We start from the raw sequence: 14,458 nt of genomic DNA on the forward strand, positions 1-14,458 counted from the left end.
CTGGCAGGGCGGCTTTCCTGCGGTGAACGGCGGGCGAATCCCGTGATTAGATAGCTGAGTGTCACATGAGAATCTGCAGCGCAATGAAGCCGCTCAACGGTCAGCCCTGATCAGCACCCACAGCTACGACGTCTCCCTGGATGTGCGGCAGGCAGCAGACCCGGACGTGGCGGGCTACACCAGCCGCAGCGTCATCAACTTCTCAGCAGCGGAGCCGGGCCAGTCAACATTCCTGGACTTCATCGCCGCCGAGGTCCACAGCGTGTTCCTGAACGGGAAAGGCCTGCCCGTGGCCGACGTGGTGGAGGGTTCCCGGATCCGGCTGGACAACCTGCAGGCAGAAAACCAGGTCACGGTCACCGGCACCGCACTGTACAGCCGTTCCGGCGAGGGCATGCACCGGTTTGTGGATCCGGCCGACGGCCAGTGCTACCTCTACACGCAGTACGAGCCCGCCGATGCCCGGCGCGTGTTTGCCAACTTTGAACAGCCGGACCTCAAGGCCGAATTCACGTTCCACGTCATGGCGCCGTCGGGCTGGGAGGTGGCCTCCAACGGTGTGGAGGCCGCGCGGACGCAGCTGACCAGCGATCCGGACACGAGCCGCTGGGACTTCGCCACCACACGCCGTATGTCCACCTACATCACCACAGTGCTCGCCGGGCCCTACTTCAGCGCACAGGACCACTGGAGCGCCACGCTCGACGACGGCACGTCCGTGGAAGTGCCGCTGGCACTGTACTGCCGGGCTTCGATTGCGGAATCCTTTGATGCCGCTGTACTGTTCCGCCTCACCAAGAGCGGCCTGGACTTCTTCAACCGGCTGTTCGACTACCCCTATCCGTGGGGGAAATACGACCAGGCCTTTGTGCCGGAATACAACCTGGGCGCGATGGAGAACCCGGGCCTGGTCACCTTCACCGAAAGCTACGTTTTCACATCCCGCGCCACCGACGCGCAGTACCAGGGGCGCGCGAACACGCTGATGCACGAGATGGCCCACATGTGGTTCGGCGACCTCGTCACCATGCAGTGGTGGGACGACCTGTGGCTCAAGGAGTCCTTTGCGGACTACATGGGAACCCTGGGCGTGGACCAGGCCACGGACTGGGATACGGCATGGGTGAACTTCGCCAACAAGCGCAAGGCGTGGGCTTACGTCCAGGACCAGCTGCCCACCACCCACCCGATCGTCGCCGACATCCCGGACCTCGAGGCCGCCAAGCAGAACTTCGACGGCATCACCTACGCCAAGGGCGCGTCCGTGCTCAAGCAGCTGGTGGCGTACGTGGGCTTCGACGCCTTCATCGCCGGCTCGAGGCAATATTTCCGCGACCACGCCTACGGAAACACCACGCTGGCCGACCTCCTGAAGGCCCTCAGCGCTGCCTCCGGACGCGACCTGGCCGGCTGGGCCGCGACCTGGCTGCAGACCTCCGGGATCTCCACCCTGTCCCTGGATAGTGGGACGCTCGACGGCGAACTCGGCACCGTTGCCATCGTCCAGGACGCGCTTGACCCCGTCACCGGACGCGAGGTGCTGCGGCCGCACCGGCTGCGCGTGGGCTCCTACAACTTCGACGCCGACGGCGCACTGGTCCGTACCGGAAGCGTCGAAGCTGACATCGCCGGGGCGCGGACGGACGTGCCGGAACTGGCCGGGCAACGGCGGCCCGCGCTCCTGCTCGTCAACGATGATGACCTCACCTATGCCAAAGTGCGGCTGGACCCGGCGTCCGAGGCGACAGTCCTGGCCTCCCTGGACCGGATCTCCAACCCCATGGCCCGGGCCCTCTGTTGGACCGCGCTCTGGAACTCTGCCCGCGACGGGGAAAGCCCGGCCGCCCGCTACGTGGACGCCGTGACAACGTTCGGGCCGTCCGAAACCGGGATCGGCGTGCTTCTGAACATCCTCGACAACGCCCAGGCCGCCGTCGAACGCTACACCCATGCAGCCGGGCGCGACGCCGTGCGCGGGGAATTCCTGGCGGCTGCGGACAGCCAGCTCGGCCTGGCCGCGCCGGGTTCCGACCAGCAGCTCGCGTGGGCACGCACCGTCGCTGCGGTCAGCCGCCACGACTCAACGCTTCTCCCCCGGCTCCGGGGGCTGCTGGAAGGCGCTGTCAAGGTGGACGGCCTCGCCGTGGACGCCGAGCTTCGCTGGAACATCTGGCACGCCCTGGCAGCCAACGGCCAGGCAGCCGTCGGAGAGCTGGACGCCGAGCTGGCAAGGGACAACACGGCGTCAGGCCGGCCGGGCCACGCGACGGCCCTCGCCGCGCGTCCGGATCCTGAGGTCAAAGCGGCTGCCTGGAAGGCCGCCGTGGAGGGGACCGGGCTCTCCAACCAGCTGCTGAGCGCCACCATCCTCGGATTCACCACTGCCCCGGCTGAACTCCTCGAACCCTATGTGGAGCCCTTCTTCGAGTGCCTCCGCGGCGTCTGGGACAACCGGAGCATCGAAATCGCCAGCCGGATCGTCCGCGGGCTGTTTCCCATGGCGCAGGACCTCCCGGCCGGGACCGTGCCGGAGCAGCACCCGGTGGTGCTCCGCACGGATGCCTGGCTGGAAGCCAACGCGGACGCCCCGCGGGCGCTGCGGAGGATCATCGTGGAGCAGCGCAGCCACCTGCTCCGGGCACTCACCGCCCAGGCTCGGACGTAGCACGCCTTAGGGGACGCGGTTCAGCCACTCCGCGGTGCCGAATTTCGTGGCAACCCGCTCCCGGGCGGCGCTGAGTTCGGCGTCCGTGAGTTCCGACGGGGTGGCGGCATAGCGTTCGGTGAAGACTTCGATCATGGCTGCGATGATCTCCGTGCGGGCCAGGCCAGTCTGCCGGCGGAGCGGGTCGACACGTTTCTTGGCGCTGCGCGTCCCCTTGTCCGAGAGCTTTTCCTTGCCAATGCGCAGCACCTCCACCATCTTGTCGGCGTCGATGTCGTAGCTCATGGTGACGTGGTGCAGCATCCCGCCGTTCGCCAGCCGTTTCTGCGCGGCGCCGCCGATCTTGCCCTGGTCCGTGGCGATGTCGTTCAGGGGGACGTAAAACGCCGTGACCCCGATCTTCTCCAGGGCTGCCATGACCCAGGCGTCCAGGAACGCATATGAGTCGGCAAAGCTGATCCCGTCCACCAGCGTCTGCGGCAGGTACAGGGAGTACGTGATGCAGTTGCCTGCTTCCATGAACATCGCTCCCCCGCCGCTGATCCGGCGGACCACGGTGATGCCGTGCCGGGCCACGCCGTCGGGATCCAGTTCGTTGCGGACGGACTGGAAGCTGCCGATGACCACGGACGGCTCCTCCCAGTCCCAGAACCGCAGCGTCGGGTTCCGCCGGCCGGCGCCGACTTCCTCGGTCAGCACCTCGTCCAGGGCGACGTTGACGCGGGTGGGCAGCACCGTGGGCGCAATGACGTTCCAGTGGTGGTCGGACCAGGACGTCGCCTTGGCCAGGGCTCGGCGTACGGTGACCGCCACGGCGTCGGCCGAAAAGCCGAACAGGACGGCCCCGGGCGGCAGGGAGGCGGTCACGGCGGCGGAGAGCTCAGCCGCCGTCGTGGTTTCCGGGAGCCCGGTGAGGGCACGGTTGATGTCCAGGAGCGCCTCGTCGGGCTCCAGGAAGAAGTCCCCGCTGAGGGAGACGTCGGTGAGGAGACCGTCCGCTACGTCGAGGTCCACCACCACGAGCTTCCCGCCGGGGACCTTGTACTCACCATGGAGGCGGGGGCGGTCTTCTGCAGGGAGCGCTGAGTCAGTCATGCCTTCCATCCTGCCTCACCACCCAGGGTGCCCGAAACGCAAAAAAGCCCGCACCGTTGCCGGTGCGGGCTTTTCCAAAGAACGTTGGGGCGAAGTGAATTACTTCTTGCCGCCGAAGCCCTTGAAGCGAGCGTTGAAGCGCTCGACGCGGCCTGCAGAGTCCATGATGCGCTGCTTGCCCGTGTAGAACGGGTGGGACTCGGAGGAGATTTCGACGTCGATGACCGGGTAGGTGTTTCCGTCTTCCCACTCGATGGTCTTCTTGGAAGACACGGTGGACTTGGTCAGGAACTTGACGCCGGAAGCCAGGTCGTTGAAAACAACAGCTTCGTACTTCGGGTGGATATCAGACTTCATAATGGGACCTTTGTTCGCACAACTGGATTTGGCCAGTTGCCAGGTATGAATGGGATGGCCGCGCCCTGCAACAGTGAAAAGCGCTACAGCATTGCGGCCAGCTACCAATAATAGCGGATCGGCGCGGTCCCCGCGAACCGCCTGCCGGGCTTTATTCCCGGGGCCTGAGCTCCCAGAACGCCACTGCCGACGCGGCGGCCACATTCAGCGAGTCAACGCCCGCCCGCATGGGGATTTTCACGGCAAGGTCGACGGCGGCGAGTGTCTCTGCGCTCATGCCTGCACCTTCCGTGCCCAGCACCAGGGCCAGCCGGTCCGGATTCCGGGCGGCGAGTTGATCGACGTCCACTGCATCCTCGGTCAGCTCCAGCGCCGCCACGGTGAAGCCGTGCTGCTTGAGCAGCGAAAGGTCCTGCGGCCAGGACTCGAGCCGGGCCCACGGAACCTGGAAAACAGTGCCCATGCTGACGCGGACGCTTCGCCGGTAAAGCGGGTCCCCGCACCGTGGCGACACCAGGACGGCATCGATGTCCAGGGCGGCCGCGGACCTGAAAATCGCCCCCACGTTGGTGTGGTCCACGATGTCCTCCAGGACCGCGACCCGCCGGGCGCCCGCGAGCAGTTCGCCGAGGGGAACGGGCGCCGGCCGTTGCATGGCAGCCATGGCCCCGCGGTGCAGGTGGAAGCCGGTGATCTCCTCCAGCAATGAGGCATGGCCAATGAATGCCGGGATGTCCGGGTGGGCGTCCAGGACATCCTGCAGGTCCGCCAGCCATTTCTCGGCCAGGAAGAACGAACGGGGCTGGTGGCCTGCGGCCAGGGCGCGGCGGAGGACACGCGAGGATTCGGCGATGTACATGCCCTCCGCGGGTTCGCGGAGCTTTCGCAGGTGGACGTCTGTGAGCTGGGTGTAGTCGGACACCCGGGGATCCCGGGCCGATTCGAGGTAGTGGATTGGCACCGGCTGATTATTTCAGCAGATTGGCGATCATAAAGCCCAGGGCAACCAGCCCGAGGGCAAAGATCACACCACGGAGGACGGTGGGTGAGAGCCTTCGGCCTACTTTGGAGCCCAGGAGTCCGCCGATGGTGGAGCTGACCGCGATCAGGAGCACCACCAGCCAGTTGATACGGTCAAAGGCGAACACCAGGTAGGAGACGGCAGCCACCAGGTTCACGCCGAGCACCAGGATGTTCTTCATGGCGTTGGCGTTCTGGATGGTGCCGGTCAGGAAAACGCCCAGGATGCCCACCAGCAGGATGCCCTGGGCGGCCACGAAGTAGCCGCCGTACACACCGGCGAGGTAGACGAGCACCACCAGGAGTACGCCGTGCCGTTTGTCCCGCGCGGCGTGTTCCGGGTTCTCCTCGCGGTTGCGCACCCACGCCTGCAGGCGGGGCTGGAAGACCACCATCAGCAAGGCGAGCACCAGGAGGACCGGCGCCACATAGTGGAACACCTTCTCCGGGAGGTGGAGGAGGAGCCAGGCGCCGGTGATGCCGCCCAGCAGCGACGCAGGCAGGAGCTTGAGGAGCTGAAGTCCCCTCCCCTTGAGCTCACGACGGTAGCCCCAGGCGCCGGCGGCTGTGCCGGCCACCAGGCCCATGGCGTTGCTCATGGATGCCACCACCGGGGTGACCCCCAGTGCGATCAGGACGGGAAAGGTGACCAGGGTGCCGGAGCCGACGACGGCGTTGATGGTGCCGGCCCACAGGCCGGCGATGAACACAAAAATACTGCTAAGAAGATCCACGGTGGGCGGCGCCCTGGCCTAGCGGCGGGCTGTGGCGGTGTAGCGGCCGGCGGTCTCCGTCACGTCCAGGGCCAAGCCAAAGGTTGTGGTGAGGTGCTCGTCGGTAAGGACGTCGGCGATCGGGCCTGCAGCAACGACGCCGCCGTCACGCAGCAGCATGGCGTGCGTGAAGCCGGGCGGGACTTCTTCAAGGTGGTGGGTGACCAGGACCATGGCCGGGGCCGCTTCGTCCCGCGCAAGTTCACTGAGCTTGTGCACGAGTTCCTCGCGGCCGCCCAGGTCCAGGCCGGCTGCGGGCTCATCCAGCAGGAGCAGCTCCGGATCCGTCATGAGGGCGCGGGCGATCTGGACGCGCTTGCGCTCACCTTCGGACAGCGTGGCGAAGGTCCGGTTGAGCAGCGGCCCCATCCCCCAAGCGTTCAGCAGACGGAAGGCGCGGCGCTCGTCGTCACGCTCGTAACCCTCGCGCCAACGGCCGGTCACACCGTACGCGGCGGTGACCACCACGTTCAGGACGATCTCGTGTTCCGGGATCTGGGTGGCGAGGGCGGCGGAGGAAAGGCCGATGCGGGGACGGAGCTCAAAGACGTCAACGCGGCCCAGGGTTTCGTCGAGGATCCCGGCCTTGCCGCTGCTCGGATGCAGGCGCGCTGCGGCGATCTGGAGAAGCGTCGTCTTGCCTGCGCCATTGGGGCCAAGGATGACCCAGCGTTCGCCTTCGTTGACCTGCCAGTCAACCTTGTCCAGCAGGGTCTTCTTGCCTCGGACAACGCTGACGGAAGCCAATTCCAGAACATCACTCATAGGAGTAGACACTAGGACAAAACGGGGACCGACTGATAACTGATACGGGCCGTGCGACATGCGTCACTGCCGGTGGCGTTGAACCTCCGCAATGAATTCGGGCCGTACCCCCGCGCTGGCTAAGATTGCAGCCATGACTCCGAACGTGACTGCGGTCAGCTATGGCCCGAAACTGACTGCCTCCGAGCTTGACCAGCTGCGCTCCGTCCTGGCCGGAAGCGGCGCGACTTTCCAGTCCGAATCCCGCGGCGGGGACAGCCGGTTTGAGGTCCACACCGCCGAGCTGGCCGTCGCTGACGGCACGGATTCGGGCATCGCCGCCCTCCGCCACGCGGTAGCCGAAGCGGCGCAGGACGGCCTGGACACCGCGATCGTTCCCTCCGGACTCCGCACCGCCCAGCGGAAATTCCTGATCATGGACGTCGACTCGACGCTGATCCAGCAGGAAGTCATTGAACTCCTGGCCGCCTATGCCGGCAAACGCGAGGAAGTTGCCGCCGTCACCGAAGCCGCCATGCGCGGCGAACTGGACTTCGCGCAGAGCCTGCACGCACGCGTGGCCGTGCTCGCGGGACTGCCGGCCGCCGTCGTCGAATCTGTCCGGGCGGAAGTGAAACTGAGTGAAGGTGCCGCCGAGCTGGTGGCCGCCTTCAAGGCTGCCGGACATGTGGTGGCGGTGGTCTCCGGCGGATTCAACCAGATCCTGCGTCCGATCGCCGAGGACCTCGGCCTGGACTACTGGATCGCCAACGAGCTCGAAATCGTGGACGGTGCCCTGACCGGCAAGGTTCTCGGTGCCGTGATTGACCGTGCCGCGAAGGAGAAATACCTGCGTGAGTGGGCGGCCGCCGAAGGAATCGCCATGGAACACACCATTGCCGTGGGCGACGGGGCCAACGACCTGGACATGCTGGGAGCCGCCGGGATCGGAGTGGCGTTCAACGCAAAGCCTGCCGTCCGTGCGGTGGCCGACTCCGCCGTCAACATGCCCTACCTGGATGCCGTGCGCCACATCGCCGGCGTCTGAGGCCCCGGGCTCCCTCCCGTCGGCGGTGTCGGATCAGCCGAGCACTCAGCCCGACGGCGGCGTGAACTGGCTCGCGGTGAATACGGCTCCACCGGGATCCCTTATCAGGACGGTGCGTGTCCACTCGGTATCGTCCTGCCCCAGGATCACGGCACCGAGGCGCTCCGCATCCCTGGCCGTACGGTCACGGTCCGCGACGGTAAACGTCACGTGCCACTGCGGCTGCTCACCGGGCGCCGCGGAGGCAAGCCAGGCAACGGCGTCCTCGAACCCGCGGGGCACCAGGTCGCCGGACTGGCGGACCCTGATGTTGGGGTCGACGGTAGCTTCGAGGTGGTCCCCGTATCCGGGGCGGCGGATCATAGTACCGAAGCCAATGTTGTCGAACTGCCAGCCGAATGCCTTCGTATAGAAGGCGACTGCTGCCTCGGTGTCTGTGGTGTGGAGGTCACTGAAGTTCCAACCACCGGGACCGTTGACCGCCTGGGCGCCAGGCCGCTCCCGCGCCTGCCAGATACGGAACTCGACGCCTTCAGGATCTGCCAGTACCGCCTGCACGCCGCCTAACCCCACATCGGCAGGAGCCGACTTCAGTGTTGCCCCGGCAGTAAGCAAGTGGCGAACGGCAGCATCCGCTTCGTCGACGGAGACGTAGGTGTTCCAGGCGGCAACACCGGTTCCTGGGCCCGTGATCGCGGCAGCCTCGTTTCCGTTGAGCGTGGCTATGACGTACCTGCCAGTGCCGCCGGCCGGGGCAGTGTCCTCGAACTCCCACCCGAAGACTCCGCCGTAGAAGTGCATGGCGGCCTCCACATCGGCCTGCTGGGTGTCCACCCAGCAGGGAACACCGGCCGGATAGGTACGGCGCGTCACCTCTGGTTGCTGTGCCATGCATAAGACCCTAGGCGGCCTTGCACTCCCAGACAACGCCTTCCGGCAACGCCCCCGACAGACAGGTCGGGCCACGCGGCAGACAAAAGCTCCGGGCAGGAGTACTGCCCGGAGCTTGTCGTGTGACGGGTTGCCGCGGGGACAACCCAAAGGGGAGCCCGGATACGCTAGTTGGCGCCCTTGCCGAAGTAGTCGGCACCGCCGGCGTACTCTGTGTGGCCGGATTCGACGTCGGCGGTGGCCATGCCGGCCACCACTTCGGCGAACTCCTCCACGGAGTAGAGCTTGCCGGCCTCGGCGCGGCGGGCCTCGATGGCGCCGGGGTTTGACCGGTCCAGCAGGGTCGCCGTGACGGTGCCTTCGATCATGTCGCCCGAAACGACCACCAGCGAGATGCCCTTCTCTGCAAGGTTCGGGATCAGGGCACGGAGGGCGTCCTCGCCGGCGCGCTTGCTGCGAGCCACGGGCTCATACTCCGGCATGGTGGCAACACTGTTGATGAAGTGGGCCTGGTGGCTGGTCACGAAGACCACGCGGGAGCCCTCCTTCATCAGCGGCACTGCGGCGTTAACCATGTTGACCTGCGCGTCCCGGTTCAGCTTCAGGGCGTAGTCGTCCTCCATACCGGACTCCATGCCACCGGAAGCGTTGAGCACCAGGACGTCCAGCGATCCAAAGTTTTCCATGGCTGCACTGGCGAGGGCCTGCACGCCTTCCAGGGTGGTCAGGTCCGCACCGACGGCCGTCGCACGGCCGCCGGCGGCTTCGATTCCTGCGACCACCTTGTTGGCGCGGGGCGCCTTCTGGCGGTAGTTAACCACGACGGCGGCGCCCTCGCCGGCCAGGATCTTTGCCACTTCGGCGCCGATTCCGCGTGAGGATCCGGTCACGATGGCGGTCTTGTTGTCCAGCAGTCCCATATGGGCTCCTTTGTTCGAAACGTCTAAATCGCTAGAGGTCTGCAGTCCATCATGCCAGCGCAGGCCCCGTATTTGCTTGTTTGACCCCCACAAAGAAGCCTGCCGCCGCTAGTGCCGGGGCAGGCCGGAAACCTTCGGCGCTTCAGCCTGGGCTGTCATCGCCTGTGGAGTTTCCCGGTTAGTGGCCCATGCCCAGTCCGCCGTCAACAGGGATGACCGCACCGGAAATGTAGGCTGCCTCGTCGCTGGAAATCCAACGGACCACGTTCGCCACTTCCGACGCCTCGGCGAAACGGCCGGCAGGAATGCTGGAGAGATAGTCCTTCTGGGTGGCTTCAGGAAGTTCGGCCGTCATGTCCGTGTTAATGAACCCCGGTGCCACAACGTTGGCCGTGATTCCGCGTGACCCCAGTTCCCGGGTCAGCGAACGGGCGATGCCCACCAGGCCCGCCTTGGACGCGGAGTAGTTGATCTGTCCCGGTGCGCCGTACAGGCCCGAAACGGAGGAAATGAGCACTACGCGGCCCTTGCGCATCCGGATCATGCCCTTCGAGGCGCGCTTGATGACGCGAAAGGCGCCGGTGAGGTTGGTGTCGATCACGGAGGTGAAGTCGTCCTCGCTCATGCGCATCAGGAGGGTGTCCTTGGTGATGCCCGCGTTGGCAACCAGGACCTCCACCGGGCCGTGCGCAGCTTCCACTTCGGCAAATGCCGCATCCACTGAGGCTTCATCGGTCACGTCGGCTTTGACCCCAAGGATCCCGGCCGGCAGCTCAGACGGGCTCCGGTAGGTCACTGCCACCTTGTCGCCGTTGGCCAGGAAAGCCTCGGCGATGGCCAGGCCAATGCCGCGGTTACCACCGGTGATGAGGACGCTGCGGGCCGCAGTAGCTGCTTCAGACATAAAATGCTCCGGGATTCTGCGGCACGCTGGGCCGCTGTAGGAAGGGGTGTGATTTTGCTGCCTCCGATCTTAGCCCGCGTTTGGGCGCCACTGCCGATGGTGAGAGAATTGAGGCAAGCCTTTGGAGCGTGATCAATCAGCCGTGACCCTTGAAAACCATGCCGGACAGCCTGTGTCCGGAGACCCTGAGAGGTTCTCCGGCGATTCCGGGGTCCACAGCATCACGGACGCAGCATCTGCCCATTCCGAGGACATGCGCCAGCGCATGATCAAGTACGCGCTGGCCATGGGAATCCGCATGGTCTGCCTCATCCTCATTTTTGTGGTGGACGGGTGGCTGAAGCTCGTGATGGTTGCCGGCGCCGTCTTCCTCCCCTGGATCGCGGTGGTCATCGCGAACGGAAGCGACAAGGCGGACATCCACAGCGACTCCCTGCTTGACTCTGCGCCGCTGGCCGAACTCGAGGGACCCAGCTGGTCACCGGCTGAAGCCGGACCAGACAACGACGTCCTGCAGGGTGAGCTCATAGATGACGACGACGACGAACCAAACCACGGCGGGGAACGGCGCGCTTCATGAACATTTTCGACCTGGCCGCAGGGACTCCCGGTCCCCCGCCGGCCACAGCTGCCATGTGCTCCCGGAAAGCCTGCCGCTCCGAGGCCTCCTGGCAGCTTCTCTGGAACAACCCGAAGATCCACACGCCCGAGCGGCGCAAGATCTGGCTGGCCTGCGGCGACCACCGCGACTGGCTGGAGGACTACCTCCAGACCCGCGGGCTCTGGAAGGAAACGGTGCCGCTGGAAGCCGGTTCCGGGGCGGCTTCCGCACAGCAGGGACAGGAAGGCTGAATGTACCGCTTCCTCTTTTCCAGCAAGTGGCTGGGTTATCTCCTGCTGGCCGCAATCTTTGCCACGGCGTGTGTTTTCCTGGGCCGCTGGCAGATGGACCGCCGCGCCGAAACGCTCGCGGAAATCAACCGGGTCGTCACCAACTACTCGGCCACGCCAGTCCCGTTCGCTTCGGTCAAAGATGAGTTCAACAACCTGGAGCCCGAGAAGGAATGGACGCAGGTTGAACTCAAAGGCTCCTACGACGCAGCCGGCCAGCGGATTGTGCGTAACAGGCCACTCAACGGGCAGCCCGGCTACGAAGTGGTGGTGCCGTTCAAACTGGAGTCAGGCGAGACTGTGGTGATCGACCGCGGATGGCTGCCCATTGGCAACAACAATCCGGGCCGCCCGGACTCGATCCCGGCCCCGCCCGCGGGTGACGTGACCGCCGTCGTCCGCCTGAAGGCCGGCGAACCGACGCTGCAGCGCGGCGCCCCTGACGGCCAGTTAGCGTCCATTGACCTGCCCGTCTACGCAGCGGAGCTCGGCTACCCTGTGCTGACGGGAGCGTACGGCCAGCTCGCGTCGGAGACGCCTGCCGCAGCAGAGAAGCCCTTCCCGTTCCCCATGCCAGCCACGGAGGAAGGCACGCACCTGTCCTACTCCCTGCAATGGTTTGCCTTCGGCGTGCTCATGTTCGTGGGCTTCGGCTACGCCGCCCGCCAGCAGGCCCGGAACGCCGCGATCGACGCCGAGGACGCAGAGGAAGACGGCGCCAGCGATTCAGGCAGCCCGGTCCACTCGGCCGCAGCGGCAGCCCGCCGTCGAACGCCGGCCCCGCGCAAACGCAAGCATCCGACGGCCGAGGAAGAAGAAGACGCCCTCCTCGATGCCCAGGGCTACTGACGGAGTCCGGTTCCGCGCCGTCGGTTGCGATCGCATTGTCGGTCGCCGTCGCTCCGCACCGTGCGTGATTTCCCGCGTGCTGGTTCGTTCACCCCACCGTCCCCCTAACCTCGCAAGCTCGGCCAGGGAACCCGGACGGCGTGGGCCCACGCCTCAGGCACGCTACATAAATCACCCACGCCGCTCCGCGAGTGCCTAAGGCTCCGGAGGTGAAAGCACGACGGCGGGACTGGCGAACTGAGCCAGCTTGGCTTCTGTCCGCGGAGGGTTGGGACCAGGAAAGATGCGCCGGGCCGCCCCGGTAGTCCACCTCAGGAGAATCAGGACAGTATCAGGTATGCCCGCGCGGACCGAGATCTGAGGGTCCACTGACAACGGAACCAACGCTGAAGGTGACGGGCGCACGAGCGCAGTAGTGCGTGTGATTTATGTAGCGTGCGTCAGAGGCGAGGGACGAGCCAGCACGCGGGAAATCACGCGCGCTGCGGAGCGTACGCAACCACGGAACGAGCGAGCACGCGGCAAATTACGCGGCCGGGGGCGCGAAGGCGCCCCCGGACGGACTGTGGGCCAGAACTAAGCCAGCGTAATCAGGTCCAGGTAGTCTTCGTTCCAGTGGTCCTCAATGCCGTCGGGCAGGAGCACAACCCGCTCAGGATTCAGTGCTTCGACTGCCCCTTCGTCGTGGCTGACCAGGACGACGGCGCCGGAGTAGTTCCGCAGGGCACCGAGGATTTCGGCGCGGCTGGCGGGGTCCAGGTTGTTGGTGGGCTCGTCGAGGAGGAGCACGTTGGCGCTGGAGGCGACGATGGTGGCCAGGGCCAGGCGGGTTTTTTCACCGCCGGAGAGCACGCCGGCGGGCTTGTCGACGTCGTCACCCGAGAAGAGAAACGAGCCGAGGATGCCGCGGACTTCGGCGTCCTTCATGTCCGGCGCGGAGGAGCGCATGTTCTCGAGGACGGTGCGGTCGACGTCGAGCGTTTCGTGTTCCTGGGCGTAGTAGCCAACCTTCAGGCCGTGCCCGGCAATGACGTCGCCGGTATCCGGCTTGTCCACGCCTGCGAGCATCCGCAGCAGGGTGGTCTTGCCGGCGCCGTTGAGCCCCAGGATGACCACCTTGGAACCGCGGTCGATGGCCAGGTCGACGTCCGTGAAGATCTCCAGGGAACCGTAGGACTTGCTGAGGCCTTCGGCGGTAAGCGGGGTCCTGCCGCAGGGCGACGGGTCAGGGAACCGGAGGGCTGCCACGCGGTCGTTTTCGCGGACGGCCTCCAGCCCGCTGAGCAGGCGTTCGGCGCGCTTGGCCATGTTCTGCGCGGCAACGGCCTTGGTGGCCTTGGCGCGCATCTTGTTGGCCTGGTCGAAGAGGACCTGGGCCTTCTTTTCAGCGTTGGCGCGTTCGCGCTTGCGGGCGCGTTCGTCTGTCTCGCGCTGGGTGAGGTAGCGCTTCCAGTCCATGTTGTAGAAGTCGATCTGGGCGCGGTTGGCGTCCAGCAGGAACACCTTGTTAACGGTGGCCTCGAGCAGTTCCGTGTCGTGGCTGATCACGATCAGGCCGCCCTGGTGGTTTTTCAGGAAGTCACGCAGCCAGGCGATGGAATCGGCGTCGAGGTGGTTGGTGGGCTCATCGAGGAGCATGGTCTCGGCATCCGAGTACAGGATGCGCGCCAGCTCCACGCGGCGACGCTGGCCACCGGAGAGTGTCTTGAGCGGCTGGTTCAGCAGCCGGTCCGGCAGGGCGAGGTTGGAGCAGATCGCAGCGGCCTCGGCCTCGGCCGCGTAGCCGCCGGCGGCCAGGAATTCCGATTCCAGCCGGTCATAGCGGTTCATTGCCTTGCGCTGGATGTTGGCGTCCTCGCTGGCCATCTCTTCGTGGGCCACGCGGAGCTTGCCGACGGCGATGTCCAGACCACGGACGGACAGGATCCGGTCGCGCGCGAGCTGCTCCATGTCCGGGGTGCGCGGGTCCTGGGGCAGGTAGCCGATCTCGCCGGTGCGGGACACCTTGCCCGCTGCCGGCAGGCCCTCGCCGGCCAGGACACGTGTGAGGGTGGTCTTGCCTGCACCGTTCCGGCCTACCAGGCCGATTTTGTCTCCCTTGTCGATGCGGAAGCTCACCTGGTCCATAAGGAGCCGGGCGCCGGCGCGCAGTTCAAGATCCTGGACAGTAATCACAGCAGGTAAGGCCTTTCACAACAGGGAACGCCGCAGCCCAACGGATGAAGTCTGGCAGGAACCGGGCAGAGAGGCCGGAGAACGGCCTATACAAGTCTACCGGCCGAAGCTTCACCCCGTAACCGC

General features: G+C 66.0%; 14 protein-coding genes. 5 read left to right on the top strand and 9 right to left on the bottom strand.

Annotation, left to right across the window (positions count from 1 at the left end; all coding sequences use genetic code 11):
- Nucleotides 1–58: 58 nt before the first annotated feature.
- Complete coding sequence (gene pepN / locus ABV518_RS15860) at nucleotides 59–2,665, top strand: aminopeptidase N (RefSeq protein ID WP_367768473.1); 2,607 nt, start codon at nucleotides 59–61, stop codon at nucleotides 2,663–2,665.
- A 6-nt stretch (nucleotides 2,666–2,671) separates the two neighbouring features.
- On the opposite strand, the gene ABV518_RS15865 is transcribed toward pepN, so the two are convergent.
- From ABV518_RS15865 to ABV518_RS15885, 5 genes are all read right to left on the bottom strand, one after another.
- Nucleotides 2,672–3,760 (bottom strand): biotin/lipoate A/B protein ligase family protein, encoded by a 1,089-nt coding sequence (locus ABV518_RS15865; RefSeq protein ID WP_367768477.1) that lies wholly within the window; start codon nucleotides 3,758–3,760, stop codon nucleotides 2,672–2,674.
- Nucleotides 3,761–3,859: 99 nt separating this feature from the next.
- Nucleotides 3,860–4,117: a type B 50S ribosomal protein L31 gene (locus tag ABV518_RS15870; protein ID WP_028267311.1), complete on the bottom strand. Its 258-nt coding sequence runs from the start codon at nucleotides 4,115–4,117 to the stop codon at nucleotides 3,860–3,862.
- Between the two features lie 151 nt (nucleotides 4,118–4,268).
- A complete protein-coding gene (locus tag ABV518_RS15875; protein WP_367768481.1) occupies nucleotides 4,269–5,078 on the bottom strand; it encodes a TrmH family RNA methyltransferase in 810 nt (269 codons plus the stop codon).
- A 7-nt stretch (nucleotides 5,079–5,085) separates the two neighbouring features.
- Entirely contained in the window at nucleotides 5,086–5,871 is a 786-nt protein-coding gene (locus ABV518_RS15880) for a sulfite exporter TauE/SafE family protein (protein WP_367768484.1), read from the bottom strand.
- Nucleotides 5,872–5,889: 18 nt separating this feature from the next.
- Complete coding sequence (locus tag ABV518_RS15885; protein WP_367768487.1) at nucleotides 5,890–6,675, bottom strand: ABC transporter ATP-binding protein; 786 nt, start codon at nucleotides 6,673–6,675, stop codon at nucleotides 5,890–5,892.
- Nucleotides 6,676–6,808: 133 nt separating this feature from the next.
- Between ABV518_RS15885 and serB the strand changes: the two genes are divergently transcribed.
- A complete protein-coding gene (serB, locus tag ABV518_RS15890; protein WP_367768490.1) occupies nucleotides 6,809–7,702 on the top strand; it encodes a phosphoserine phosphatase SerB in 894 nt (297 codons plus the stop codon).
- Between the two features lie 45 nt (nucleotides 7,703–7,747).
- Here the strand turns inward: serB and ABV518_RS15895 are convergent, their stop codons facing one another.
- The 3 genes from ABV518_RS15895 to fabG all read right to left on the bottom strand — a co-directional run bounded on the left by ABV518_RS15895 (nucleotide 7,748) and on the right by fabG (nucleotide 10,417).
- Nucleotides 7,748–8,593 carry a VOC family protein gene (locus ABV518_RS15895; RefSeq protein ID WP_367768493.1) on the bottom strand — a complete coding sequence of 282 codons (846 nt, stop codon included), beginning with the start codon at nucleotides 8,591–8,593 and terminating at the stop codon, nucleotides 7,748–7,750.
- A gap of 167 nt (nucleotides 8,594–8,760) precedes the next feature.
- Nucleotides 8,761–9,513 (bottom strand): SDR family oxidoreductase, encoded by a 753-nt coding sequence (locus ABV518_RS15900; protein WP_367768495.1) that lies wholly within the window; start codon nucleotides 9,511–9,513, stop codon nucleotides 8,761–8,763.
- Nucleotides 9,514–9,691: 178 nt separating this feature from the next.
- The gene (gene fabG / locus ABV518_RS15905; RefSeq protein WP_367768498.1) at nucleotides 9,692–10,417 is read right to left on the bottom strand and encodes a 3-oxoacyl-ACP reductase FabG; all 726 of its coding nucleotides are present in this window, start codon (nucleotides 10,415–10,417) and stop codon (nucleotides 9,692–9,694) included.
- Between the two features lie 142 nt (nucleotides 10,418–10,559).
- On the opposite strand from fabG, the gene ABV518_RS15910 reads away from it, so the two are divergent.
- From ABV518_RS15910 to ABV518_RS15920, 3 genes are read left to right on the top strand one after another with little or no spacing between them, the layout of a single operon-like run.
- Nucleotides 10,560–10,997 (top strand): DUF3099 domain-containing protein, encoded by a 438-nt coding sequence (locus ABV518_RS15910; RefSeq protein WP_367768501.1) that lies wholly within the window; start codon nucleotides 10,560–10,562, stop codon nucleotides 10,995–10,997.
- Nucleotides 10,994–11,269 (top strand): hypothetical protein, encoded by a 276-nt coding sequence (locus tag ABV518_RS15915; RefSeq protein WP_367768505.1) that lies wholly within the window; start codon nucleotides 10,994–10,996, stop codon nucleotides 11,267–11,269. Before ABV518_RS15910 ends, ABV518_RS15915 begins: the two co-directional genes overlap by 4 nt.
- Nucleotides 11,270–12,157 carry an SURF1 family protein gene (locus ABV518_RS15920; protein ID WP_367768507.1) on the top strand — a complete coding sequence of 296 codons (888 nt, stop codon included), beginning with the start codon at nucleotides 11,270–11,272 and terminating at the stop codon, nucleotides 12,155–12,157.
- Nucleotides 12,158–12,733: 576 nt separating this feature from the next.
- Here the strand turns inward: ABV518_RS15920 and ABV518_RS15925 are convergent.
- Nucleotides 12,734–14,332, bottom strand: a complete 1,599-nt coding sequence (locus ABV518_RS15925; protein WP_367768509.1) for an ABC-F family ATP-binding cassette domain-containing protein — start codon at nucleotides 14,330–14,332, stop codon at nucleotides 12,734–12,736.
- Nucleotides 14,333–14,458 lie beyond the last annotated feature (126 nt).

Source organism: Arthrobacter sp. HS15c, from assembly GCF_040812005.1.
Lineage (GTDB): Bacteria > Actinomycetota > Actinomycetes > Actinomycetales > Micrococcaceae > Arthrobacter.